The sequence below is a fragment of the Burkholderia sp. SJZ089 genome, assembly GCF_007828315.1.
GTDB classification, from domain to species: Bacteria; Pseudomonadota; Gammaproteobacteria; order Burkholderiales; family Burkholderiaceae; genus Burkholderia; species Burkholderia gladioli.
On record NZ_VIUM01000035.1, the window covers coordinates 16,840 to 39,732 of the forward strand.

The window sequence follows — 22,893 nt, forward strand, 5'->3', positions numbered from 1 at the left end:
GTTCGGGGGCGATCACTCGCCGTCGAGATTGAACTTCATGACCTGGGTGTAACGGGCACGTACCGGCTGGCCGTTCTCGATATAGGGCTTGCACGACGAGGCGTTGATGGCGTCGAGCGCGGCCGCGTCCAGGCGCGGGAAGTCACTGCTCTTGGTGACGTGCGCCTTCTCGATCTGGCCGCCGACGCTGACCTCGAAATAGATGCTGACGGCGCCGGTTTCGCCGCGTCGCCGCGACAGAGTGGGATAGGTCGGCTCGATGATCTGGCAGGAGATCTTCGGCCCGGCCGCCGGCGCCGCGATGGCCAGCGTCGGCCGCGGGGCGGGCGGTGCCGCGGGAGTGGGTGGCGCCGGGGGCGCCGGGGGCGCTGGCGGAGCCGGCGTCGGTTCCGGCGCGTCGATGGCATGCTCCGAGGGTGCGGCCGCCACCGGCAACGGCGCCGGTTTGGGCTTGAGCACCGGCTTGGGCATCACCTTCGGCTTGTCCACCGGCTTGGGCGGCTGCGGCGTGGGTTTCGATTCGACCGCCACGGGCGTGGGCGCCGGCTGCGAGATCAGCTGCACGGTCATGGTCGATTCGAGCTTGGGCTGCGGCAATTCCTTCGGGGGCATCAGCAGCGCGACGGTGATCAGCGCTGCATGGCCGAGGACCACGATGACGGCCGCGGTGACGAGACGGCGATTGAAACGGGGGGCGACCGGTGCGGGTCCGGTCGGGATGGAAGTCGAGGCCTGCATGTCTGCCAGTCTAGGCGGCGGCGCGTGGCGCGCCGGCCGCGAGGTCGTGCATTACTTGCGGAAAATCAGCAGGGAAATGCACAGGGTGGTTACGAATCCGATCAGCAATTCCATCACAGCTCCTTGGCGGGTGGCCGCTGGCTAGCGATTTGCAGGCTCGCTGACGGAAAGGTCAAACAAAGGCGCGGCCGGGTGGAACAGGCCGCGCGCGATAGCGTTGCTGTCGGTGCTCAGGCTGCCTTGCGTTCGTAGAACACCACGGGCACCGCTTGCGTGTGCGAGGCGACGCCGCAGTGGCTTTCGCAGATGCCGTGCTCGGCCATCAGTTCGCGAACCGATTCCTCGCACTTGCCGCAGCAACTGGCGACGCCGAGCTCGAACTGCAGCTCGTCGAACGAGGCGACGCCTTCCGCCAGCGAGGCACGGATCTTTCGGTCGGACACGGACTTGCACACGCAGACGATCATGATGAGCGCGATAGCTAACGTTAATGCGAATTATTATCATTATATTCGCGCAGCTTGGCAAGCCTGCTCCACGGTTTTTTGTAACAAATCCAGGTGCTTAGCAGGGGATTGGCAAAAACGTCATGGTGCCGTGGCCAGGCGCCAGGCAGGCTGGCTCAGGCCGGCAGGGCCGTGTCGGCGCAGCGCGGCGAGGTGATCGCGACGGTTTCGGCCGGCGCGTCGAGGCCCAGCAGGGCGGCCGCGAGCGCCTGCAGGCGGCTGCCGTCGTCGGTCGAATACAGGCGCGGCGGGCGGGCCGTGGTGCCGGCCGGCGCGCGCAGGCCGTGGTCGTCGAGCACGCGGGCGAGTTGTCGCGCGATCGCCTCGCTGGTGTCAATCAGGGTCAGACGATCCTGCGTCAACTCGCGGATCGTTGCGTCGAGGAAGGGGTAATGGGTGCAGCCGAGCACCAGCGTGTCGGCGCCGGCGGCCAGCATCGGTTCGAGGTAGCCGTCGAGCAGGGCGCGCAGCGCGGGCGAGCCGGTGTCGCCGCGTTCGATCGCCTCGACCAGCCCGTGGCCGGGTTGGCGCAGGAAGCGGCAGTCGGCTGCGTAGCGCTCGATCAGCGATTCGAAGCGCGCGCTGCGCAGCGTCGCCGCGGTGGCCAGCACGCCCGCCACGCGGCTGCGCGAGGCCAGGGTGGCCGGCTTGATGCCGGGCTCGACGCCCACCAGCGGGATCGCGAGTGTCTCGCGCACCACGGCGATCGACTGCGCGGTGGCCGTGTTGCAGGCCACCACCAGCGCCTTGGCGCCGCGCGCGGCCAGCCATTCGCCGATCGCCAGCGTGCGTTCGATGATGAAGGCGTCGTCGCGCTCGCCATAGGGTGCATGGCGCGAATCGGCGACATAGACGAAGGATTCCTCGGGGAGCTGCGCGCGCACGGCGCGCAGCACCGAGAGACCGCCCAGCCCGGAATCGAAGATGCCGACCGGCGCGGCGGTGGTGGAGTCTTCTGACGCGAAGTCGGTCGGGCTGGACATGTGAGGGTGAAGCTGGCGGATGGCGATCCGCCATATTACGACGCCGTGCTCAGCTCGGCGAGCCCATCATCGACTGCTGGTAGTTCTGGATGCCGATCTTGCCGACCAGGTCGATCTGCGTCTCGAGCCAGTCGATGTGCTCCTCGGTGTCGTCGAGGATCTTCTGGAACAGTTCGCGCGAGACGTAGTCGCGCACCGATTCGCAGTAGGCGATCGCGTCCTTGCAGGTGCCCTGGGAGATGTACTCCAGCTTCAGGTCGCACTTCAGGATCTCTTCGGTTTCCTCGCCGACCAGCAGCTTGTGCAGATCCTGCAGGTTGGGCAGGCCGTCGAGCATGAAGATCCGTTCGATCAGCCAGTCGGCGTGCTTCATCTCGCCGATCGACTCGTCGTATTCGTGCTTGCCGAGTTTCTCGAGACCCCAGTGGCGATACATGCGCGCATGCAGGAAATACTGGTTAATCGCGGTCAATTCATTCTTCAACTGAGCGTTGAGAAACTCGATGACTTTCTTGTCGCCTTGCATGGCCGTTCCTTCCTTTGTGACATAGGGTTACGGACACGAAAGATAAACGCTGGAAGGCCAAAAGCCAAGCCCTAATGCCTGAATATTCGAATATTTCCGGATAATGAGAATGATTAAGAATAAATCAGGCCGGATTGAACTCCGGCCTGAAAATCATTCTCGTTTACTACGGATTCACGCAGTCGCGACCGGGATTTTTCCGATCTTCGCCTGCCATTCCCTCGGCCCGGTCTGGTGCACCGAGGTGCCCGAGGAATCGACCGCCACCGTCACCGGCATGTCGACCACGTCGAACTCGTAGATCGCTTCCATGCCGAGGTCCTCGAAGGCGATGACCTTGGCGCTGCGGATCGCCTTGGACACCAGGTAGGCCGCGCCGCCCACCGCCATCAGGTAGGCCGCCTTGTGCTTCTTGATCGCCTCGATCGCCATCGGGCCGCGCTCGGCCTTGCCGACCATCGAGATCAGGCCGGTCTGGGCCAGCATGGTCTCGGTGAACTTGTCCATGCGGGTGGCGGTGGTCGGGCCCGCCGGGCCGACCGCCTCGTCGCGCACCGGGTCGACCGGGCCGACGTAGTAGATCACGCGGTTCCTGAAGTCCACCGGCAGGCTCTCGCCCTTGGCCAGCATGTCGGCGATGCGCTTGTGCGCGGCATCGCGCCCGGTCAGCATCTTGCCCGACAGCAGCAGCGTCTGGCCCGGCGTCCAGGCGGCCACTTCCTGCGGCGTGAGCGTGTTCAGGTCGACGCGCTTGCTGGTCTCGGTGTTCGGCTCCCAGTTGACCTTCGGCCAGGCGTCCAGCGACGGTGGGTCCAGGCGTGCCACGCCCGAGCCGTCCAGCGTGAAGTGCGCATGGCGGGTGGCCGCGCAGTTCGGGATCATCGCCACCGGCTTGGAGGCCGCGTGGGTCGGCGCCGCCATGATCTTGACGTCGAGCACGGTGGCCAGGCCGCCCAGGCCCTGCGCGCCGATGCCCAGCGCATTGACCTTCTCGTAGAGCTCGACGCGCAGCTCCTCGGCCCAGTCCTTCGGGCCGCGCTTGATCACGTCCTGGATGTCGATCGATTCCATCAGCGATTCCTTGGCCATCAGCATCGCCTTCTCGGCGGTGCCGCCGATGCCGATGCCGAGCATGCCCGGCGGGCACCAGCCGGCGCCCATGGTCGGCACCGTCTTGAGCACCCAGTCGACGATCGAATCGGACGGGTTCAGCATCACGAACTTCGACTTGTTCTCCGAGCCGCCGCCCTTGGCCGCGACCTGCACGTCCACCTTGTCGCCCGGCACGATCTCGTAGTGGATCACGGCCGGCGTGTTGTCCTTGGTGTTCTTGCGGGCGCCCTCGGGCGGATTGACGATCGAGGCGCGCAGCACGTTGTCGGGATGCGTGTAGCCGCGGCGCACGCCCTCGTTGATCATGTCGGTCAGGCTCATGGTGGCACCTTCCCAGCGCACGTCCATGCCCACCTTCACGAAGATCGTGACGATCCCGGTGTCCTGGCAGATCGGCCGGCGGCCTTCCGCGCACATCCGGCTGTTGGTCAGGATCTGCGCGATCGCGTCCTTGGCGGCCGGGCTCTGCTCGGCCTCGTAGGCGCGGCCCAGGGCCTCGATGTAGTCGAGCGGATGGTAGTAGCTGATGTACTGGAGCGAATCCGCGACGCTCTGGATCAGGTCTTCCTGCTTGATGACGGTCATGGCTGTGACTCAGTGGGGACTATTGGTGATGAAACTCGAAACTCGTGCGGCGGCCGGTCTGCTGCCGGCTCGCCCGCGCGGCGCTCAGGCCGCTTCGCGAGGCGCGTGCGCCTCCTCGAAATGCTTGGGGTGCGTCTGGGTGGTCAGGCGATCGATCCAGGCCATCACCAGCGCCGACACCAGGAACGACAGGTGGATCAGCACCTGCCACATGATCGCGTGCTCGGAATGCTGGTCGGGATTGATGAAGGTCTTGAGCAGGTGGATCGAGGAGATGCTGATCAGCGCCATCGACAGCTTGACCTTCAGCACCCCCGCGTTGACGTGGTCGAGCCATTCGGGCTCGTCGGGATGGCCCTCGACGCCGAGCTTCGACACGAAGGTCTCGTAGCCGCCCACGATCACCATGATCAGCAGGTTCGAGATCATCACCACGTCGATCAGGCCGAGCACGGCCAGCATGATGTTGGTCTCGTCGAGCGAGGTGGCGTGCGTGAGCAGGTGCCAGACTTCCTTCAGGAACAGGAACACATAGACCGCCTGCGCCACGATCAGGCCGAGATAGAGCGGAACCTGCAGCCAGCGGCTCATGAAAATGAGGGACGGGAGCGGCTTCATCTTGCGGCGGACGTGCGGATCGGTCGGGCGAGCGGACATGGTCGAGCGGCCTCTGGGTGGGCGCGGGTATCGTGGGTGAAGCGAATCTGAAAAAAAGCGCGATATTGTAACGTGCCCGCCGCCGGGACGGCGCCCGGGCGGGAGCGGCTCGCGAGGCGGGCCGGCAGAGGCCGGGGCGAGGCGGCAGGTACGAGACGTGCGCCGGAAGGGCAGGAGGAGGCAGGCGGGGGCGATCCGCTTCAGGGCGATCCGCCCGGTGCCCCCCGTTCGCGCCCGAGCGCCCGAGCGCCCTAGCGGCCGAGCGGCCCAGGCGCCCGGGCCGCCGATCTGCCCGCCGCGCGGTTCAGGACGCGGCGGTGGGCGTGCCGCGCGGCTTCAGGCTGGCCAGCAGGATGCCGGTCACCACGCAGGCCAGCGCGAAGCCGTGCGCGAGCGTGGGCCGCTCGCCGAGGAAGGCGATGCCGTACACGGCCGCCGCGATCGGCAGCACCGCGCTGAACACGCCGGCCAGGCTGCCCGGCACGTGGCGGATGCCGATCATCCACAGGCAGAACGAGAAGATGCTGGCCGACAGCGCGTACCAGACCACCAGCGCCCAGGTGCCGGCCGGCACCGCCGCGTAGTCGAAATGCGGCAGCGCGAGCAGGCCCAGCGGCAGCATCAGCAGCATGCCGAACAGGTGCGTGTAGGCGCAGATGTCGAGCGGGCGCAGCGTCTCGGTCAGGCGGCGCGAGAGGATCACGTAGAAGGATTCGCAGCACACCGCGCCGAGGATCAGCAGGTTGCCGGCGAGCGAGCTGCCGACCGCGGACGCGGCGCCCGGCGCATGGCCGTTGGCGAGGTTGATCGCCACCACGCCGACGATCGCCAGCGCGATCGACAGCAGGGCGCGGCCGTCGGGCCGCTCGCGCAGGAAGATCCAGGCGAACAGGGCGACCACCGCGGGGATCGTGCTGGTGATCACGCCCGCGGCCACCGCGCTGGTGCGCTGCACGCCGGTGAGCATCAGCAGGGTGAACAGGAAGGTGCCGAACAGCGCCTGCAGGAACAGGTTCAGCCACTCGTCGCGCTTCACGGTGCGCATTTTCGAGGGCCGCCACAGCGGCCAGAGCACCGCGTTGGCGATCACGAAGCGCAGCGTGGCGAGGATGGCGACCGGCACCACCACCACGATGGTCTTGCCGATGCCGACGTTGCTGCCGACCAGCAGCATCGACAGGATGAGGATGAAGGCGTAGCGATTCAAGCTGGAGTCCGGGCGTTGAGTTCAGTTAGGATTGTAGCGGCCGGCGCGCCGCGGCCGCCGGCACGGCCGGGCCCACGTAAGAGACGGGTAAGTTGCGAAGCTTATCTTGTCGAACGCGCGGGCGGGCTCCGCGCGATGCGGCAGCGCAGCAAGGCAGCGCCCATCGCCATCGCGGCGGCAGGCCGGCGAGCGGCCCCGCGCGCCATCACAGAAACACAAGCCAGGACAGCAAGGCCCGCGCCGCCCGGCACCGTTGACTCGGCGCCGGCGGCCGGGATCAGGAGGCACGGCGCGTCGCGCGCCGTGGAAGCGGCGCGCCCCGGGGCGCGTCGTCATGCAGTGGTTTTACCTTCATCAAGGGGTAGTCGATGTCTGCGATTGATTCGGTTCTTCACGAACGCCGCCAGTTTGCTCCGCCCGCCAGCGTCGAACAGGCGGCCAATATTTCCGGCATGGCCGCGTACCAGGCGCTGGTCGACGAGGCCGGCCGCGATTTCGACGGTTTCTGGGCGCGCCTGGCGCGCCAGGCGATCGACTGGCGCAAGCCGTTCTCGAGCGTGCTCGACGAGTCGAACGCGCCGTTCTACAAGTGGTTCGAGGACGGCGAGCTGAACGCTTCGTACAACTGCCTGGACCGTCACGTCGAGGCCGGCCGCGGCGAGCGCGTCGCCGTGATCTTCGAGGCCGACGACGGCAGCGTCACCCGCGTGACCTACGCCGAACTGCTGGCGCGCACCTGCCGCCTGGCCAACGCGCTCAAGGCGCGCGGCATCGGCCGGGGCGACCGCGTCGTCATTTATATCCCGATGTCGGTCGAGGGCATCGTCGCGATGCAGGCCTGCGCGCGGATCGGCGCGACGCATTCGGTGGTGTTCGGCGGCTTCTCGTCCAAGTCGCTCAACGAGCGGCTGGTCGATGTCGGCGCCAGCGCGCTGATCACGGCCGACGAGCAGATGCGCGGCGGCAAGACCCTGCCGATCAAGAGCATCGCCGACGAGGCGATCGCGATGGGCGGCTGCGAGGCGGTCAAGAGCGTAATCGTCTACCGCCGCACCGGCGGCAAGGTCGACTGGCACGAGGGCCGCGATCTGTGGCTGCACGAGATCACCGCGAACCAGCCGGAAAGCTGCGAGCCGGAATGGGTCGGCGCCGAGCACCCGCTGTTCATCCTCTACACCTCGGGTTCCACCGGCAAGCCCAAGGGCCTGCAGCACAGCACCGGCGGCTACCTGCTGTGGGCCGCGCTGACGATGGACTGGACCTTCGACCGCAAGCCCGACGATATCTTCTGGTGCACCGCCGACATCGGCTGGATCACCGGCCATACCTACATCACCTACGGGCCGCTGGCGACCGGCTCGACGCAGGTGGTGTTCGAGGGCGTGCCGACCTACCCGAACGCGGGCCGCTTCTGGAAGATGGTGGCCGACCACAAGGTCACGGTGTTCTACACCGCGCCCACCGCGATCCGTTCGCTGATCAAGGCCTCGGGCGCCGACGAGCAGGCCCATCCGTCGCGCTACGACCTGTCGAGCCTGCGCATCATCGGCACGGTCGGCGAGCCGATCAATCCCGAGGCGTGGATGTGGTACCGCGAAAACGTCGGCGGCAATCGCTGCCCGATCGTCGATACCTGGTGGCAGACCGAAACGGGCGGCCACATGATCACGCCGCTGCCGGGCGCCACGCCGACCGTGCCCGGCTCCTGCACGCTGCCGCTGCCGGGCATCATGGCGGCGGTGGTCGACGAGACCGGCCAGGACGTGCCGAACGGGCAGGGCGGCATCCTGGTGATCAAGCGCCCCTGGCCGTCGATGGCGCGCACCATCTGGGGCGATCCGGATCGGTTCCGCAAGGCCTACTTCCCCGACGAGCTCGGCGGCAAGCTCTATCTGGCCGGCGACGGCACGGTGCGCGACAAGGACAGCGGCTACTTCACCATCATGGGCCGCATCGACGACGTGCTGAACGTCTCGGGCCACCGGCTCGGCACCATGGAGATCGAGTCGGCGCTGGTCTCGCACGAACTGGTGGCCGAGGCGGCCGTGGTCGGCCGCCCCGACGACATGACGGGCGAGGCGGTGGTGGCCTTCGTGGTGCTCAAGCGTTCGCGCCCGGAAGGCGAGGAGGCGCAGCAGATCGCCAAGGCGCTGCGCGACTGGGTCGGCAAGGAAATCGGCCCGATCGCCAAGCCCAAGGACATCCGCTTCGGCGACAACCTGCCCAAGACCCGCTCCGGCAAGATCATGCGGCGCCTGCTGCGCTCGCTCGCCAAGGGCGAGGCGATCACGCAGGACACCTCCACGCTGGAGAACCCGGCCATCCTCGAGCAACTGACCGAGGCGCGCTGAACCCGAGCCGGCCGGTTTCCACGGCCGGCGCGCGAAACCGCGCCACCGGACGCGCCCGGCCCCCGCCGCGGCGTGCCGATCCGGCCGGCCCGGCACGCAGCCCCTGCGCGGCAATCCCGATTGCCCGCGCCGGGGCTTTTTTGTTAGATAAGCGGATGACCGCCGCCCCCCGTTCCCCGTCGACCACCACCTCGACCTCCCGCCACTTCAGCGATCCGCCGCCGGTGCCGGACCGGCTCGCGCGCGCCCATGCGCGCTACTGGCGCTTCAACGTCGGGCTGATCGCGGTGCTGATGGCGATCGGCTTCGCGGTGTCCTTCCTGGTGCCGCTGTTCGCGCCGGTCCTGGCCGCGCTGCGCCTGGGCGGCTTCAGCCTGCCGTTCTACCTGGGCGCGCAGGGGGCGATCCTGGTCTACCTGCTGCTGATCGCCGTCTACGTGCTGCTGATGCAGCGCGCCGATCGCCGGCTGCGGCGCGACTACGCGGCCTGCGCCGACGAGCCTGATGCCGGCGCCGTGGCCGACGGCCAACCGCGCCGCGCCGACGGCCGGCACGACCACCGGGCGGATCGCGACGCATGCTGACCAGCCGGCTGATCCGCGCCTATGCGTGCTACACGCTGGGCTTCCTCGCCTTCGTGGCGTTGCTCTGGCGCATCGAGCGCGCCACCGGCCCCGGCGTCTGGATCGGCTACGTGTTCCTGTTCGTGCCGATCGCCGTCTATGCCGTGATCGGGCTGCTGTCGCGCACCTCCGACCTGGTCGAGTACTACGTGGCCGGGCGGCGCGTGCCCTCGGCCTTCAACGGCATGGCGACCGCGGCCGACTGGCTGTCGGCCGCCTCCTTCATCGGCCTGGCCGGCTCGCTCTACGCCACCGGCTACGACGCGCTGGCCTACCTGATGGGCTGGACCGGCGGCTTCTGCCTGGTGGCCTTCCTGCTGGCGCCCTACGTGCGCAAGCTGGCGCGCTACACCATCCCCGACTTCCTCGGTACGCGCTATTCGAGCACCCTGGTGCGCGCGCTCGCGGCCGGCGCGGCGATCCTCTGTTCCTTCGTCTACCTGGTCGCGCAGATCCAGGGCATCGGCCTGATCGCGACGCGCTTCATCGGCGTCGACTTCGCGATCGGCATCTTCTGCGGGCTGGCCGGGATCCTGGTCTGCTCCTTCCTGGGCGGGATGCGCGCGGTGACCTGGACCCAGGTGGCGCAGTACGTGATCCTGATCGTCGCCTTCCTGGTCCCGGTCTCGCTGATCGCGATCAAGGACGGGCTCGGGCCGGTGCCGCAACTGAACTACGGGCACCTGATGACGCGCGTCGAGGCGCTCGAGGCCCAGGTGCGCGATTCGGCCGACGAGCACGCCGTGCGCGAGGCCTTCCGCGCGCGCGCCGCCGTGTTCCAGGCCCGGCTCGACCGGCTGCCGGCGTCCTACGGCGAGGCGCGCGTGCAACTGGCCGACGAGCTCGCGGCGCTGCGCCGGCGCAACGGCCCGCTGCGCGAGATCAGCCAGCGCGAACGCGAGCTGGCCGAGTTCCCGCGCGACGCGGCGGCCGCGCGGGTGGTCTGGGAGCAGGCGCGCGACGAGCTGCTGGCGCGTGCCGCCGAGCCGCTGCCGATGCACCTGCCGTTCCCCTCGGCGAGCAACGACGACGAGCGGCCGCGCCGGCGCAACTTCCTCGCGCTGCTGCTGTGCCTGTCGCTCGGCACGGCGAGCCTGCCGCACATCCTGACGCGCTACAACACCACCACCTCGGTGGCCTCGGCACGCCGCTCGGTGGGCTGGACGCTGTTCTTCATCGCGCTGTTCTACCTGAGCGTGCCGGTGCTGGCGGTGCTGATCAAGTTCGAGATCCTCGCCCACCTGGTGGGCCAGCCCTTCGCCGAGCTGCCGTCCTGGGTCACGCAATGGCAGCACTTCGAGCCCGACCTGATCGGGGTGGTCGACGTGCTGCGCGACGGCATCGTGCACTGGTCCGACATCCAGATGCAGCCCGACATCGTGGTGCTGGCCGCGCCCGAGATCGCCGGGCTGCCCTACGTGATGTCGGGGCTGGTGGCGGCCGGGGCGCTGGCCGCGGCGCTGTCCACCGCCGACGGCCTGCTGCTGACGATCGCCAATGCGCTGTCGCACGACGTCTACTACCACATGGTGGCGCCCGACGCCTCGGCGCAGCGGCGCGTGACGATCTCGAAGGTGCTGCTGCTCGGCGTGGCGCTGTTCGCCTCCTACGTGGCCTCGCTCAACACCGGCAAGATCCTGTTCCTGGTCGGCGCGGCCTTCTCGCTGGCGGCCTCGAGCTTCTTCCCGGTGCTGGTGCTGGCGGTGTTCTGGAAGCGCACCACCACGCGCGGCGCGGTGGCGGGGATGATCACGGGGCTCGGCGTGTGCATCTACTACATCCTCTCGACCTATCCCTTCTTCACGCAGCTGACCGGCTTCGCCGGCCCTACCTGGTTCGGCATCGAGCCGATCAGCTCGGGCGTGTTCGGCGTGCCGGCCGGTTTCGCGGCCGCCATCGGCGTGAGCCTGCTCGACAAGCGGCCCGACGCCTATACCCGGGCGCTGGTCGATTACATCCGGCATCCATGAATCCGGCGAGGCGCGACCACCGGGCAAGCATCGGGCGTTCGAGATGACGACGACACGCCATATCGACCGGCGCAGCGGCGCGGTCCGGATCGAGCAGGTCCGCATCGAGGTCGACGCGAGCGGCGCGCTCGCCCCCGATGCGCGGGCGGCCCGAGATCACGCCGGGCGGCGCACTGCGTGATCGCGTCGGCAAGCCGCTCGGGCTCCATGGCTATGCGGCGAACTGTGTGATCGACGTGGCCGATGCCGGGGTGGCCAGCGTTGCCGTGCTGTTCGAGCCGATCCATTTCTTCGATGCGAGCATCACGGAATCGCGGATCGTGCAGGCGGTGGCCGCCGCCTCGAGACGGCAACTGGCGAGCACGCATCCGGCCAGCGCCGCACTGGAGCCGCTCGCCTGGGGCCGGGCCCGGTTCAGCCACGATCCGCGCCAGGCAGACCCGAGCCTGATGTTGCGGTACCCTTGAGGCCGCTGCGGGCGCCGGGAGAGCGGTGGCCCGCACGTGCATCCACCGAACTACGGGAGCAAGGACATGAAGAACGTGATTCGCGTCGGCGATCCGACCAGCCATGGCGGCGTGGTCGAGACCGGCGATTCGAGCCTGCTCGTCGAGGGCAAGCCGGTCGCGCGCGTCGGCGACCTCTGCGTCTGCCCGATCGCCGGGCACCAGAGTTGCGTGATCGTCGAGGGCAACCCGGAATTCACCGTCGGCGGCCGGGCCGTCGCCTTCGACGGCCACAAGACCAGCTGCGGCGCCACCCTGCAATCGACGCTGAGCACCTTCGGCAGCGAATAGGCGGGCGGGGCGGGCGAAGCCCGGCCGGCGCGTCGCGGGGGGCTGTGACGTCGCCCATGCCGCCGCGCTTCGCGTCGAGTTTCAAGTCGAATTTCGCCGTGTCGGCACGGCGCGGCGCTCGCCGCGCCCCTGCTGGGCATCGAAGGAAAGCCATGAAACCGATATCGTCTAACCAGGCAACGACCACGTCCTTGCCGCCGTCCGAGCTGGCCTGTTCGCCGGGCGCGAGCCTGCGTCGGTGGCGCACGCTGCGCCGGATCAAGCAGGAGCATGCGGCGGCGCTGTTCGGCGTATCGCAGTCGACGATATCGCGCTGGGAAGCCGGCACCCAGGCGGTGTCGCACGAGGAACTGCGGCGCATCGAGGCCTGCTTGTCGGCGCGCCTCGACTCGGCGGCGGATCGCGCGCTCGAGCGCCTCGTGAGCCATCACACCCGTCCCGTTCATCTCGTGTGCGACCTCACGCACCGGCTGCTGGCCTGCTCCACGCCGCGAGCCGCGGAGTTCGCGGCGCCGCTGTCGTCGCTGATGGGCGCGTCGCTCTGGCCGTTCGCGACGGCCGAGATCGTGGCGCGCGAGCAGTCCTTGCGCGATGCGGGCTGGCAAGATCATCCGGCACCCTCGATCGAATTCGATACCGGGTCCAACGACTCGCCGCAGGTGCCGATTCGTGCGAGCCGCTGCCGCTGGACGCGTTTCACCTTGTCCGACGGGACGCTGGCGCGCCTGGTCGAAACGCTTTGAATGCCGAATGATCGGGCGGGCGGCGACGCATAATTCATGCGTGGAGCGGACCCGCCCGGCGCCGTATAGTGGCCGATCAATGGAGTATTCGAGGTGGTTCCCATGGACGACGCGTTGATCGACGCACGACTGAATTTCCTGCGCGGCTGCGAGCGCCTGAAGGATGTGCTGCGCAGCGGCCATACCTCGGGTGGCCGACGCGAGAGCACGGCCGAGCACAGTTGGCGGCTCGCGTTGATGGCGATGGTGCTGATGGATCAATTGGGCGAGGTCGACCGCGGCAGGGTGCTCGAGCTCTGCCTGGTGCACGACCTGGGCGAGGCGCTGGGCGGCGATGTGCCGGCGCCCGAGCAGGTCCCGGGCAGCGGCAAGGATGCCGTCGAGCGACGCGACCTGCTGCGCCTCGGCGAAACGCTCGATGCGCCGATGCGCGAGAGGATCGTCGCGTTGTGGGACGAGTATGCGCGGGCGGCCACGCCGGAAGCGCGCGCGGTGAAGGCGCTCGACAAGATCGAGACGATCCTGCAGCACACGCAGGGCGAGAATCCGCCCGATTTCGACTATGCGTTCAACCTCGCGTATGGGCAGGCGCATACCCGCAAGGTGCCGGCGCTGCAGCGGTTTCGCGAGCGTGTCGACGAGGCGACGCGCGAGCGGATGGCCGGTGCCGGCGGGCCTTCGGGCTGAAGGGTCGCCGCGATGAATGGGCCTTGCGGTGGGGCTGGCGAGCCGCCGTTGGAGTCTGCTATACTCTCGCTCTTGCTGGAGAGATGGATGAGTGGTTTAAGTCGCACGCCTGGAAAGCGTGTATAGGTTAATCGCCTATCGGGGGTTCGAATCCCCCTCTCTCCGCCAAAAATGATCGCAAAGCCCCGTAAGTTCAACGACTTACGGGGCTTTTGACTTTCTGGTCCCTCAATCAGGCCGTTAGCCGATTCCCGAAGAATATGTAATTCGCGCACCCGCGCCGGCGGCCGGCCGTAAACGTCATCCAGCGTTGGACGCAGTTGTCGCACCCGATGCCAATGCGACATCACCGCTGGCAGAGCGGGAATTACGTCTACTATCCAGCATGACTTATATGCCTGCGGCAAGTCGAAGTCGGGGGTCGCTGCGGGGCGACGTCCACAAGCCGGCATTCGTCCCCGAACGTGATGTACAGCACTACCTGATAACTACCTGATACGTGGATCCCGCGATGAGGAACAGGAATCGGATATTTGGATGCCATGCCGGACTGGCTTTCCAGAACGCCACATGGCGAATCGCGGGCTTCCTGATTGCTGGCGGCAGTCTGCCCTGACGCGTTAGCGACATTCCCATGATGCCCATGACAGAAGACCCGCCGAGGGAAATCCCCTCGGAAATCCGGAATTTCCTGCTGGCGGCGATTATCGTCGGCGATATGGTCCTGCCTTCCCGATACGCCCTGCCGGACGAGATCGAGACCCTGCAAGTGGGTTTCAGGTCAAATGGGCGCACCGGCGAGTCCCTGGTATCGACGCACGATGGAGCCTGGCAGCCGGCCTGGTTCGTCCTCGCCGTGAACGACTTCAACGACCCGTTCTTCGTCGACGTGGCGGAAGAGGCCGCGGGTTTTCCGGTCTGTTTCGCGAAGCACGGGGGCGGGCGATGGGACGCGATTCCCGTGGCAGGATCCCTGCGGCGTTTCGGTGAAATCCTGCTTCGCCTGAAAGCCGTGGGCGACGATGACGCGCAGGTGTCGAGGTTCGTGGAAGACGAGTTGGATGTGGCCGATCCGTTATGGAGCGAGGTCCTCCAGGCCCGCCGCGAGCACGCTGCCGAGTTCCCGAAAATCGCACCTGCGGCCTACGACCCGGCGAACCTGGCGACGGTCGAGCTTGTCGTCACCGATTTCGGGTCGCAGAAGCTGAAGGTCATTCAGATCGTCAGGCGCATCCTTGGCGTGTCGCCACAAGAGGCGCTTGCCTTGGTGGCCAGGCCCGAGCTCCTGGTTGGCAAAGGCCCCAGGATCAGCCTGCAACGTCTCGCCGCCGAGTTGACCGCCGCAGGTGCCAGGACGGAATTCCGGCCCCGCACCGACTGAATTTCGCCGCAAGTCAGGGGATTGCTCAGGCAACCGATGTCGGACTTCTGGATCGTGCGCAATCGAGAGCGACACAGGGTGCCGATGTGGAAGCTCATCGAGCTATCGAACTGGACAACCTGGTTTCGGCGGCGAATTCACGCACCGTTCCCGCCCGCGTCCGACGTCTACCCTCATGTTTCGCATCCCCGGCAGCCGCTTCGCAACCGCGGCCCGGCGCCTGCCGGAACCCGCCTAGAGTGCTCGGATAACCGTCGCGCCGTCCTCACAGGGAGACGTCCATGTCGATGTCCGTTGATGCCGCCGGATCGAGCACGCTCGATCCCTACCAGAGCTCGGGCCAGGGCAATACGCAGGCCCTGCAGCAGCTCGCGCAGCTCGAACAACTGATCCAGCAGTTGATCGCCGAACTGCAGATGTTCTCGCAGTTGAACAACCTGGCCAACCAGAAACCGTCTCCGTCGGTCGGCGGCGCGGGCGGTGGAGGCGGCGGCATGCCCGCGCTGTCGGACGGCGGTGGTGGCGGCGGCGGCGGTGCGCCCCAGACGCTGGCGGCCGCTCCCGGCGGCGCGCCGGACGCTGCCGATGCCTCGCCGCCCACCGGCAGCGGCGCGCCGGCCGACGGCACGGGCGCGCCGGCAACGGCGGGCGCCTCGTCGGTCCAGGCCACGCCCGACGCGTCGGGCGGCGACATGACTCCGCAGGAAGTCGCCAGCAAGTACAAGGACGAGATCATGTCGGCATCGCAGTCCACCGGCGTGCCGCCCGGCATCATCGCCGGCCAGATCTGGCAGGAGTCGAAAGGGATCGCGAACACCCCCGGCGGCGGCCTGATGCAGCTCGGCCCCAACGAATTCCAGCAATACGGCGGCGGCGACATCTCGAACCCGGCCGACAACATCCGCGCCGGCGCGAACTACATGAAGGACCTCGCCAACCAGTTCGGCGGCAACATGGGCGCCGCGCTGCGCGCCTACAATTCCGGCCCGAACGGCGTCGACCTGGGCAACCTGAATGCGACGCCGGCCGGCACGGGCGATCCGACCTACGTGCAGAAGGTCATGCAGGCCGCCCAGCAATCGGGGCTCGCCACGGCCTGATCCGGCCGCTCGGCGCTTGCCGATCGAGGCCCGCGCCCTCGCGTTTCGCGAGCGCGCGGGCCTTGTGCTTTTTGCCGGGTTCGGGGCTGCCCGGGCATGCCTGCGCGATGAGATGCCAGGTGGTAGTATCCGCGAAATTCATGCTCGAACGTCTCGCATCGGCGCGGCGCCGGGCCTACCCACAGGAATCTTCGATGGATCTGCTGAGCCGTTTGCTGGCCTTGATGCCCGTGGCCGGGCAACTGGATGCGCGCTGCCATTTCGGCGCGCCCTGGCGCATCGACGGCGCCGCCGCCGGCGAGCGCGAAATCCATTACCACGTGCTGCTCAGCGGCGAGGCGAGCTTCGAGGACGGGCTCGGCGAGCCGCTGGCCATGCAGGCGGGCGATATCGTGATGCTGCCGTCCGGCGTGGGCCATGTGCTGCACGACGGCAGCGGCAAGCGTCCGGCGAAGTCGGAGGAGCGCTTCGTCGCCGGGCTGGAGATGGTGTCGAACAAGGGGCGCGGCGCGCCGGCCGACGTGCTGTGCGGGCGCTTCCTGCTGCCCGCCATGCCGCAGCAACTGCTGCGCGACCATCTGCCGAACCGCCTGCTGGTCAGGACCTCGGCCGCGCCGGGGCAGGACGCCGCCGGCAACCGGCTGACGCGGCTGGTCGGCCTGATGCGCGAGGAATCCGACGAACTCGGCCCGGGCAGCCTGGCGCTCGTCAATCACCTGTCGGGCGCGCTGTTCGCGCTGACCATGCGCTTCGCCAGCGAGGCCGGCGAGCCGCCGCGCGGGCTGCTCGCGCTGGCGGCGCGTCCGCGCCTGCAGCCGGCGCTGTCGGCGATGTTCGATACGCCCGAGAAGGCCTGGACCCTGCCCGAACTGGCCGAGCTCTGCCACATGTCGCGCGCGACCTTCGCCCGTCATTTCGACGAGGCGATCGGCCGCTCCGCCAGCGACATGCTCACCGAGATCCGCATGACCATCGCCGGCCGCATGCTCGCCGAGGGCAAGCTGTCGGTGGCCGATATCGGCGAGCGCGTCGGCTACCAGTCGGATGCCGCGTTCCAGCGCGTGTTCAAGCGGCAGATCGGCGTGACGCCCGCGCAATGGCGGGCCCAGAGCCGCGAGCGGGTGGAACCGGCGGAAGTGGGCGAGGCCGCGTGAAGCGCCTGCATGAGGCGGCCTCGTAACGCCGGCACCTCGTGCAACCACGTCCCGCAGCACATGACGTGCTCACATGAAGCGCTGACTTCACTCAGCCGCGCGGCGCTGCCGAATCAAGCCCGGCGCGCGGCGCTGCATCAGTTCGCCGTGGTTGCCGCCTTCAGCAAGGCCGGCATGCGCGCGAGCGGCGCCAGCAAGGTCTCGTCCACGCCGTAGTCGCGCTCGAGCAGTCGCGCCGCGTCGAGATAATCGACCCATACCGAGCCGTCCCCGGCTTGCCGGACCACCAGCCTCAGCGGCAGCTCGACGCTGGCCAGCGGATGTTGCAGCATCACCGGCGTGCCGGCCTTCGGGTTGCCGAACTGGATCAGCACGGTGGCCGGCATCGTCAGGCCGGAATCCGCCGCGGCCGCAGCCTGGTCGATTTCCGCGAAGATCCGGATGCCCTTGTCGGCGAGCGCGCCGCGCAGGTGCGCTAGCGTGCCGGCGAAATCGTGGCTGCTCTGCCAGGACAGCAGCGCATCGCTGTGTGCTTGGTTCATGCTTGCCTTCATCGGGGTGTCGAGGGGAGCGGGCGTGGCGGCGGCCGCGCCGACGAGGCCCGCCAGCATCAGCGCGAGGCCGCCGAGCAGCGCGGCGATTCTGCCGCCGACTCGCGCCGCCGCCAGGCGCGGCCGCTTATTGCGCGGCCACATGTGCCGGCACCGCGTTCAGCAGGATATTGAGCCCTTCCGAGATCAGCGGATGCGCAATGATCGCATCGCGCACCGCCGTGTAGGGCAGCTCGCCGAGCATGGCCATCTGCACCGCCGTCATCACCTCGCCGGCATTGACGCCGAGCATCGTGAAGCCGAGGATCCGATCCGATTCCCCGTCCACCAGGATCTTCATGAAGCCCTGGGTCTCGCCGCTGGTGCGGGCGCGCGGCACGGCCGCCATCGGCAGCTTGGCCACGCGCACCGGGATGCCGCGCGCCTTCGCCTCCTGCTCGTTGATGCCGATGCGCGCCAGCTCCGGCTCGATGAACAGCGCATAGGGAATCTGGCGCTCGCGGGTGCTGCGATCGCCGCCCGCCAGTTGCGATTTCAGCACGCGGTAGTCGTCGTAGGAGGCGTGCGTGAACATCGCGGTGCCGGCCACCTCGCCGATCGCCCAGGTGTTCGGCGCCGTGGTGGCGAGCCGTTCGTCGACCTTGATGATGCCGCGCTCGTTGACTGCCACGCCGGCCGCTTCCAGGCCCAGATCGGCCGTCACCGGCGTGCGCCCGGTGGCGATCAGCAGGTGGCTGCCGCTCACTTCGCTGCCGTCGTCCAGGCGCAGCGTGACCGCCTCGCCCGAGCGTCCGCTCACCTCGACCGGGCGCACGCCCGAGCGGATCGCGATGCCGTCCCCGGCGAAGGCCGCCTCGATCGCGGCGCTGACGTCCTCGTCCTCGCGCAGCGCCACGCGCGGCGCGTCGTGAACGATCGTCACGCGGCTGCCGAGCCGGCGGAACGCCTGGGCCAGTTCGAGCCCGATGTAGCCGCCGCCGATCACCACCAGGTGCTCGGGCAGCACCTCCAGGGCCAGCGCTTCCACGTGGGTGAGCGGCGCGGCGGCCTGGAGCCCCGGCACATCGGGAATCTGCGCGACCGTGCCGGTATTGATGAAGGCGTGCTCACCCTCGACGATGCGCGTGGCGCCCTCGGCGGTGCGCACCTCGATGCGGCGCGGGCCCACGAAACGGCCGGTGCCGATGATCAGATCGAGGCCCGAGCCGAGCATCGCCTTGCGGTTGATCTCGACCATCCCGTCCACCACCGAGCGCACGTAGCGCTTCACGCCCGCCATGTCGGTGGGGCGCGCGGCGCCGTCGCGCCGGTTCGCGAGATGGGCCAGCTCGGCCTCGTGGATCAGCGCCTTGCTGGGGATGCAGGCGACGTTGATGCAGGAGCCGCCGATCATGCCGCGCTCGATCACGGCCACCCGCTTGCCGGCGCGCGCCAGCTCCATCGCCAGCGTCTTGCCGCCCTTGCCGCCGCCCAGAAACACATATTCGAAGTTTTCGACGTTTGCCATGACCGTATCCTGATTCCGTGGGTGCCCGAAGGCGTGTTGGGAAAGTCCTGCACCGCGTGGTGTGCCGTCTGGCGGCTGGTCGATCACGCGGCTGACGAAATGCATGTTGAGGCCGCCGGCGCCTGGTGCCCAGACGCGCTCGTCTCAGCTTCATGCCCGAACGTCTCATCGCGTCGCGGCGCTGTTTTTCCGCGCGTCGGGTCGGTCCGGACGCCGCATTTCGATGCCGCGGCTTCCGGGCTTTCCGTTCGTCAGCGGCCGATCCGCTGTCACGCAGACTTTCCCCGGACGTTGTACGCTTACGGTCTTGCGCGGGCGCCCGGCCGCCGCGCGCCGCGGCCGGGCGACGTGCCCCGCCGGCCGGCGCGGCGGGCCGCCGCCCCCGTGCCGCGGGGCCGGCAGGCACGGCGCGGGCGCCGCCACGGCACGGATGCCGCTGGCGGCGCGAGCCGCCCGGCGTGCCCGGCGGCCCGTCCCGATGCGGCGTGCCGCGGCAGCGCCCGGCTTCGGCCGCTCCTTTTCTCGATCAGGTGGATACCCAGATGACGAACACGACTTACACGGATACGCAGCTCCTCATCAACGGCGAGTGGTGCGATGCCGCGAGCGGCAAGACCATCGACGTGCTGAACCCGGCCACGGGCAAGGTGATCGGCAAGGTCGCGCACGCCGGCATCGCCGACCTGGATCGCGCGCTGGAAGCCGCCCAGCGCGGTTTCGAGACCTGGCGCAAGGTGACGGCCTACGATCGCGCGGCACTGATGCGCAAGGCCGCGGCGCTGGTGCGCGAGCGCGCCGACACGATCGCCCAGCTGATGACGCAGGAGCAGGGCAAGCCGCTGGTCGAGGCGAAGATCGAGGTGCTGTCGGCCGCCGACATCATCGAATGGTTCGCCGACGAAGGCCGCCGCGTCTACGGCCGGATCGTGCCGCCGCGCAACCTGGCGGTCCAGCAGACCGTGGTCAAGGAGCCGGTCGGCCCGGTGGCGGCCTTCACGCCCTGGAACTTCCCGGTCAACCAGGTGGTGCGCAAGCTCAGCGCGGCGCTGGCCACCGGCTGCTCGTTCCTGGTGAAGGCGCCCGAGGAAACCCCGGCCTCGCCGGCCCAGCTGCTGCGCGCCTTCGTCGACGCGGGCGTGCCGGCGGGCGTGGTGGGCCTGGTCTATGGCGATCCCGCCGAGATCTCGAACTACCTGATCCCGCATCCGGTGATCCGCAAGGTCACCTTCACGGGCTCGACGCCGGTCGGCAAGCAGCTCGCCGCGCTGGCGGGCCAGCACATGAAGCGCGCCACCATGGAGCTGGGCGGCCACGCGCCGGTGATCGTCGCCGAGGACGCCGACCTCGATCTGGCGGTCAAGGCCGCCGGCGGCGCGAAGTTCCGCAACGCCGGCCAGGTCTGCATCTCGCCGACGCGCTTCCTGGTCCACAACAGCGTGCGCGAGGACTTCGCCAAGGCGCTGGTCAAGCACGCCGAAGGCCTGAAGGTCGGCGACGGCCTCGCGCTCGGCACCAACCTGGGCCCGCTGGCCAACTCGCGTCGCCTGGGCGCGATGGAGAAGGTGGTGGCCGACGCGCGCAAGACCGGCGCGACGGTGGCCACCGGCGGCGAGCGGATCGGCAGCGAAGGCAACTTCTTCGCGCCGACCGTGTTGACCGACGTGCCGCTCGAGGCCGACGTGTTCAACAACGAGCCGTTCGGCCCGATCGCGGCGATCCGCGGCTTCGACTCGCTGGAGGACGCGATCACCGAAGCGAACCGCCTGCCTTACGGCCTGGCCGGTTATGCCTTCACGCGCGCGTTCAAGAACGTGCACCTGCTGACGCAGCGTCTGGAGGTCGGCATGCTGTGGATCAACCAGCCCGCCACGCCCTGGCCGGAAATGCCGTTCGGCGGCGTGAAGGATTCGGGCTACGGCTCGGAAGGTGGCCCGGAAGCGCTCGAGCCCTACCTCGTCACGAAGTCGGTGACGGTCACCGCCGCCTGAGCGGCGATGGTGACGGGGAGCCGGTCGCCCGACCGGCTCCCGGCGAGGCTCGCGTCTGGCGCGCCTCGCGAATTAGCCCGCCAATACCCGCCTGCGCTGCCCGGGTCGTTTCCCGCGTGGCGTCTGACCACGACGCGCAAGGCGGCACCCGTTCCACTCCCCGATACAGATCGGCTCGACTGCGCGCCGGCGCATCCCGCGCCGGGGCAGGCGCCGGCTCGCGCTCCCGCCAGGGCGCCCCGCGCCGGGCGAGCCGCTGCCCGGCGCCGGCTCATGCCGGGCTGTCGCTGGGGTGGAGGCTGTCGATCGAATCCAGCACCACGTCGTTGAACTTCCGGCCCAACTGCGCGCGATGCCCGATGTCGACCACCATCGAATGATGGTCGCCGGGCACCGGAATCAGGTGCAGTATCGAAGCCGGCAGGATCCGGTCCCATCCCAGGCCGGGATCGATGGCGTCGGCTTGCCGGCCTGCCGCATCCCGTGAGGTCCTGCCGGAGCCCAGCAACTCCGTCGCGTGGAACTGATGCACCTTGCGCGCGATCGGTTGCGGCCGATAGTGCCTGACCGTCTGGGCGTAGTGGGCGATCTGCTCCCATCGCGACACCTCCACGGGCAGGCTGGCATGCCGCGGATAGAGCCCGAATTGCTGGGCGGATTCGATCAGCTCCGTCAGCCCGGCCCGATCGCGCCGCGCGCGCAGGTCGGCGATCGCGGACTCGTGCGCCGTCTGGTATTTCTCCTCGATCCACTCGATGAACACCTGTTGGGCGGATTCCGGCATCTCGGCTTCCAGCGCCTGGGGCGTGGAGACGTCGAGCAGCCCCACGAACGACACTTCCTCGTTCGCCTCCAGCAGCGCATGCGCGATGGCGTAGGCCACCAGCCCCCCCGACGAATAACCCGCGAACCGATAGGGGCCGCTCGGCTGTACCGCCTTGATCAGCGCAATCATGCGGCTCGCCATGGCTTCGATCGTCGAGAGCGGCGTTTCGTGGAGCGATTGCCACGGCAGCGCATAGATGGGGAAGCTCGAGTCGATGTGCGAAGCCAGCGAGAAGGCATAGGAGTAGTCTCCCAGGCCGGTCGGCAGGAAGAAGATCGGCGGCTGCGTGCCCCCGACGCGAACCGGCACCGCTTCCAGCGCCTGTGTCGAAGCCGAGGCCGACGCGATGCGCTGCGCCAGGCTGGTGAGTTCAGGGTGCTGGAACACCTCGTTCAGGGTGAGCAGGTAGCCCAGCTCGGCGATGCGAATGATCAGTTGTACTGCGAGCAGGGAATGCCCGCCGAGTGCGAAGAAGCTGTCGTGACGACTGATTCTCTCGACGCCGAGCAACTCGGCCCAGATCTCGGCGAGCGCACATTCGATCTCGCCTTGAGGCGCTTCATAAGCCTGACGCGCGAGCGCGGACTGATCCGGCGCGGGCAGCGCGCGTCGGTCGACCTTGCCGTTGGGCGTCAAGGGCAGGGCGTCGAGCCGCACGAAGGCGGCCGGCACCATGTAGTCCGGCAGTTGCGCGGCGAGATGGCTGCGCAGCGCGCCCACCAATTGCTCGTCGTGCTCGGCCACCACATAGGCGACCAGGCGCTTGTCGGCGCCGTCGCCGATCGCGAGCACGACTGCCTCGCGCACGGCGGGATGGTTGGCCAGCCGTGCCTCGATCTCGCCGAGTTCGATCCGGAAACCACGGATCTTGACCTGGTGATCGTTGCGGCCGAGGTATTC

The 22,893-nt window shown here is 68.6% G+C and carries 21 protein-coding genes and 1 tRNA gene; 12 read left to right on the forward strand and 10 right to left on the reverse strand.

The window, feature by feature from the left end:
* Positions 1–12: 12 nt before the first annotated feature.
* The 7 genes from FB600_RS35815 to FB600_RS35845 form a co-directional block, all read right to left on the reverse strand.
* Positions 13–738 (reverse strand): energy transducer TonB, encoded by a 726-nt coding sequence (locus FB600_RS35815; protein WP_145758215.1) that lies wholly within the window; start codon positions 736–738, stop codon positions 13–15.
* A gap of 230 nt (positions 739–968) precedes the next feature.
* Positions 969–1,205 carry a bacterioferritin-associated ferredoxin gene (locus FB600_RS35820; RefSeq protein WP_017920277.1) on the reverse strand — a complete coding sequence of 79 codons (237 nt, stop codon included), beginning with the start codon at positions 1,203–1,205 and terminating at the stop codon, positions 969–971.
* 155 nt (positions 1,206–1,360) lie between these two features.
* A complete protein-coding gene (murI, locus tag FB600_RS35825; protein WP_096750454.1) occupies positions 1,361–2,227 on the reverse strand; it encodes a glutamate racemase in 867 nt (288 codons plus the stop codon).
* 49 nt (positions 2,228–2,276) lie between these two features.
* Positions 2,277–2,753 carry a bacterioferritin gene (gene bfr, locus FB600_RS35830; protein WP_013698810.1) on the reverse strand — a complete coding sequence of 159 codons (477 nt, stop codon included), beginning with the start codon at positions 2,751–2,753 and terminating at the stop codon, positions 2,277–2,279.
* A 174-nt stretch (positions 2,754–2,927) separates the two neighbouring features.
* On the reverse strand, positions 2,928–4,451 hold the full coding sequence (locus FB600_RS35835) for a fumarate hydratase (RefSeq protein ID WP_145758214.1): 1,524 nt from the start codon (positions 4,449–4,451) through the stop codon (positions 2,928–2,930).
* 84 nt (positions 4,452–4,535) lie between these two features.
* Positions 4,536–5,108, reverse strand: a complete 573-nt coding sequence (locus FB600_RS35840; RefSeq protein WP_013698808.1) for a TIGR00645 family protein — start codon at positions 5,106–5,108, stop codon at positions 4,536–4,538.
* 304 nt (positions 5,109–5,412) lie between these two features.
* The gene (locus FB600_RS35845) at positions 5,413–6,315 is read right to left on the reverse strand and encodes a DMT family transporter (protein ID WP_098181729.1); all 903 of its coding nucleotides are present in this window, start codon (positions 6,313–6,315) and stop codon (positions 5,413–5,415) included.
* A gap of 368 nt (positions 6,316–6,683) precedes the next feature.
* Between FB600_RS35845 and acs the strand changes: the two genes are divergently transcribed.
* From acs to FB600_RS35900, 11 genes are all read left to right on the forward strand, one after another.
* A complete protein-coding gene (acs, locus tag FB600_RS35850) occupies positions 6,684–8,666 on the forward strand; it encodes an acetate--CoA ligase (RefSeq protein WP_096750456.1) in 1,983 nt (660 codons plus the stop codon).
* A 155-nt stretch (positions 8,667–8,821) separates the two neighbouring features.
* Positions 8,822–9,250, forward strand: a complete 429-nt coding sequence (locus FB600_RS35855) for a DUF4212 domain-containing protein (protein ID WP_145758213.1) — start codon at positions 8,822–8,824, stop codon at positions 9,248–9,250.
* Positions 9,244–11,259 carry a sodium:solute symporter family protein gene (locus FB600_RS35860; protein ID WP_036049934.1) on the forward strand — a complete coding sequence of 672 codons (2,016 nt, stop codon included), beginning with the start codon at positions 9,244–9,246 and terminating at the stop codon, positions 11,257–11,259. The genes FB600_RS35855 and FB600_RS35860 overlap by 7 nt, the downstream gene beginning before the upstream one ends.
* A 137-nt stretch (positions 11,260–11,396) precedes the next feature.
* Entirely contained in the window at positions 11,397–11,726 is a 330-nt protein-coding gene (locus FB600_RS35865; RefSeq protein WP_244102822.1) for a hypothetical protein, read from the forward strand.
* Between the two features lie 66 nt (positions 11,727–11,792).
* Entirely contained in the window at positions 11,793–12,056 is a 264-nt protein-coding gene (locus FB600_RS35870) for a PAAR domain-containing protein (RefSeq protein ID WP_096750457.1), read from the forward strand.
* 152 nt (positions 12,057–12,208) lie between these two features.
* Positions 12,209–12,799, forward strand: a complete 591-nt coding sequence (locus tag FB600_RS35875; RefSeq protein ID WP_096750458.1) for a helix-turn-helix domain-containing protein — start codon at positions 12,209–12,211, stop codon at positions 12,797–12,799.
* 102 nt (positions 12,800–12,901) lie between these two features.
* Positions 12,902–13,486 (forward strand): HD domain-containing protein, encoded by a 585-nt coding sequence (locus FB600_RS35880; protein ID WP_145758212.1) that lies wholly within the window; start codon positions 12,902–12,904, stop codon positions 13,484–13,486.
* 77 nt (positions 13,487–13,563) lie between these two features.
* Positions 13,564–13,654: transfer RNA gene (locus FB600_RS35885), tRNA-Ser, on the forward strand.
* 466 nt (positions 13,655–14,120) lie between these two features.
* Entirely contained in the window at positions 14,121–14,867 is a 747-nt protein-coding gene (locus FB600_RS35890; RefSeq protein ID WP_096750513.1) for a hypothetical protein, read from the forward strand.
* 281 nt (positions 14,868–15,148) lie between these two features.
* Positions 15,149–15,967, forward strand: coding sequence for a lytic transglycosylase domain-containing protein (locus FB600_RS35895; protein WP_096750514.1), 819 nt, complete (start codon positions 15,149–15,151; stop codon positions 15,965–15,967).
* A 194-nt stretch (positions 15,968–16,161) separates the two neighbouring features.
* A complete protein-coding gene (locus FB600_RS35900; protein ID WP_145758211.1) occupies positions 16,162–17,121 on the forward strand; it encodes a cupin domain-containing protein in 960 nt (319 codons plus the stop codon).
* 137 nt (positions 17,122–17,258) lie between these two features.
* Here the strand turns inward: FB600_RS35900 and FB600_RS35905 are convergent, their stop codons facing one another.
* The gene (locus FB600_RS35905) at positions 17,259–17,816 is read right to left on the reverse strand and encodes a DUF302 domain-containing protein (protein ID WP_098181732.1); all 558 of its coding nucleotides are present in this window, start codon (positions 17,814–17,816) and stop codon (positions 17,259–17,261) included.
* Complete coding sequence (locus tag FB600_RS35910) at positions 17,800–19,179, reverse strand: FAD-dependent oxidoreductase (RefSeq protein WP_096750516.1); 1,380 nt, start codon at positions 19,177–19,179, stop codon at positions 17,800–17,802. Before FB600_RS35910 ends, FB600_RS35905 begins: the two co-directional genes overlap by 17 nt.
* Before the next feature lie 542 nt (positions 19,180–19,721).
* Here FB600_RS35910 and FB600_RS35915 point away from each other — a divergent pair.
* Entirely contained in the window at positions 19,722–21,167 is a 1,446-nt protein-coding gene (locus tag FB600_RS35915; RefSeq protein WP_036040945.1) for an NAD-dependent succinate-semialdehyde dehydrogenase, read from the forward strand.
* 271 nt (positions 21,168–21,438) lie between these two features.
* Here the strand turns inward: FB600_RS35915 and FB600_RS35920 are convergent.
* A partial coding sequence (locus FB600_RS35920; protein WP_261383546.1) for a thioesterase domain-containing protein occupies positions 21,439–22,893 on the reverse strand: 1,455 nt, incomplete at its 5' end.

Excerpts from the sequence above, each read along its gene's own strand:
- FB600_RS35815 (WP_145758215.1), bottom strand. The coding sequence starts at position 738 with ATGCAGGCCTCGACTTCCATCCCGACCGGACCCGCACCGGTCGCCCCC.
- FB600_RS35820 (WP_017920277.1), bottom strand. The coding sequence starts at position 1,205 with ATGATCGTCTGCGTGTGCAAGTCCGTGTCCGACCGAAAGATCCGTGCC.
- murI (WP_096750454.1), bottom strand. The coding sequence starts at position 2,227 with ATGTCCAGCCCGACCGACTTCGCGTCAGAAGACTCCACCACCGCCGCG.
- bfr (WP_013698810.1), bottom strand. The coding sequence starts at position 2,753 with ATGCAAGGCGACAAGAAAGTCATCGAGTTTCTCAACGCTCAGTTGAAG.
- FB600_RS35835 (WP_145758214.1), bottom strand. The coding sequence starts at position 4,451 with ATGACCGTCATCAAGCAGGAAGACCTGATCCAGAGCGTCGCGGATTCG.
- FB600_RS35840 (WP_013698808.1), bottom strand. The coding sequence starts at position 5,108 with ATGTCCGCTCGCCCGACCGATCCGCACGTCCGCCGCAAGATGAAGCCG.
- acs (WP_096750456.1), top strand. The coding sequence starts at position 6,684 with ATGTCTGCGATTGATTCGGTTCTTCACGAACGCCGCCAGTTTGCTCCG.
- FB600_RS35855 (WP_145758213.1), top strand. The coding sequence starts at position 8,822 with ATGACCGCCGCCCCCCGTTCCCCGTCGACCACCACCTCGACCTCCCGC.
- FB600_RS35860 (WP_036049934.1), top strand. The coding sequence starts at position 9,244 with ATGCTGACCAGCCGGCTGATCCGCGCCTATGCGTGCTACACGCTGGGC.
- FB600_RS35865 (WP_244102822.1), top strand. The coding sequence starts at position 11,397 with ATGCGCGGGCGGCCCGAGATCACGCCGGGCGGCGCACTGCGTGATCGC.
- FB600_RS35870 (WP_096750457.1), top strand. The coding sequence starts at position 11,793 with ATGAAGAACGTGATTCGCGTCGGCGATCCGACCAGCCATGGCGGCGTG.
- FB600_RS35875 (WP_096750458.1), top strand. The coding sequence starts at position 12,209 with ATGAAACCGATATCGTCTAACCAGGCAACGACCACGTCCTTGCCGCCG.
- FB600_RS35880 (WP_145758212.1), top strand. The coding sequence starts at position 12,902 with ATGGACGACGCGTTGATCGACGCACGACTGAATTTCCTGCGCGGCTGC.
- FB600_RS35890 (WP_096750513.1), top strand. The coding sequence starts at position 14,121 with ATGATGCCCATGACAGAAGACCCGCCGAGGGAAATCCCCTCGGAAATC.
- FB600_RS35895 (WP_096750514.1), top strand. The coding sequence starts at position 15,149 with ATGTCGATGTCCGTTGATGCCGCCGGATCGAGCACGCTCGATCCCTAC.
- FB600_RS35900 (WP_145758211.1), top strand. The coding sequence starts at position 16,162 with ATGGATCTGCTGAGCCGTTTGCTGGCCTTGATGCCCGTGGCCGGGCAA.
- FB600_RS35905 (WP_098181732.1), bottom strand. The coding sequence starts at position 17,816 with ATGTGGCCGCGCAATAAGCGGCCGCGCCTGGCGGCGGCGCGAGTCGGC.
- FB600_RS35910 (WP_096750516.1), bottom strand. The coding sequence starts at position 19,179 with ATGGCAAACGTCGAAAACTTCGAATATGTGTTTCTGGGCGGCGGCAAG.
- FB600_RS35915 (WP_036040945.1), top strand. The coding sequence starts at position 19,722 with ATGACGAACACGACTTACACGGATACGCAGCTCCTCATCAACGGCGAG.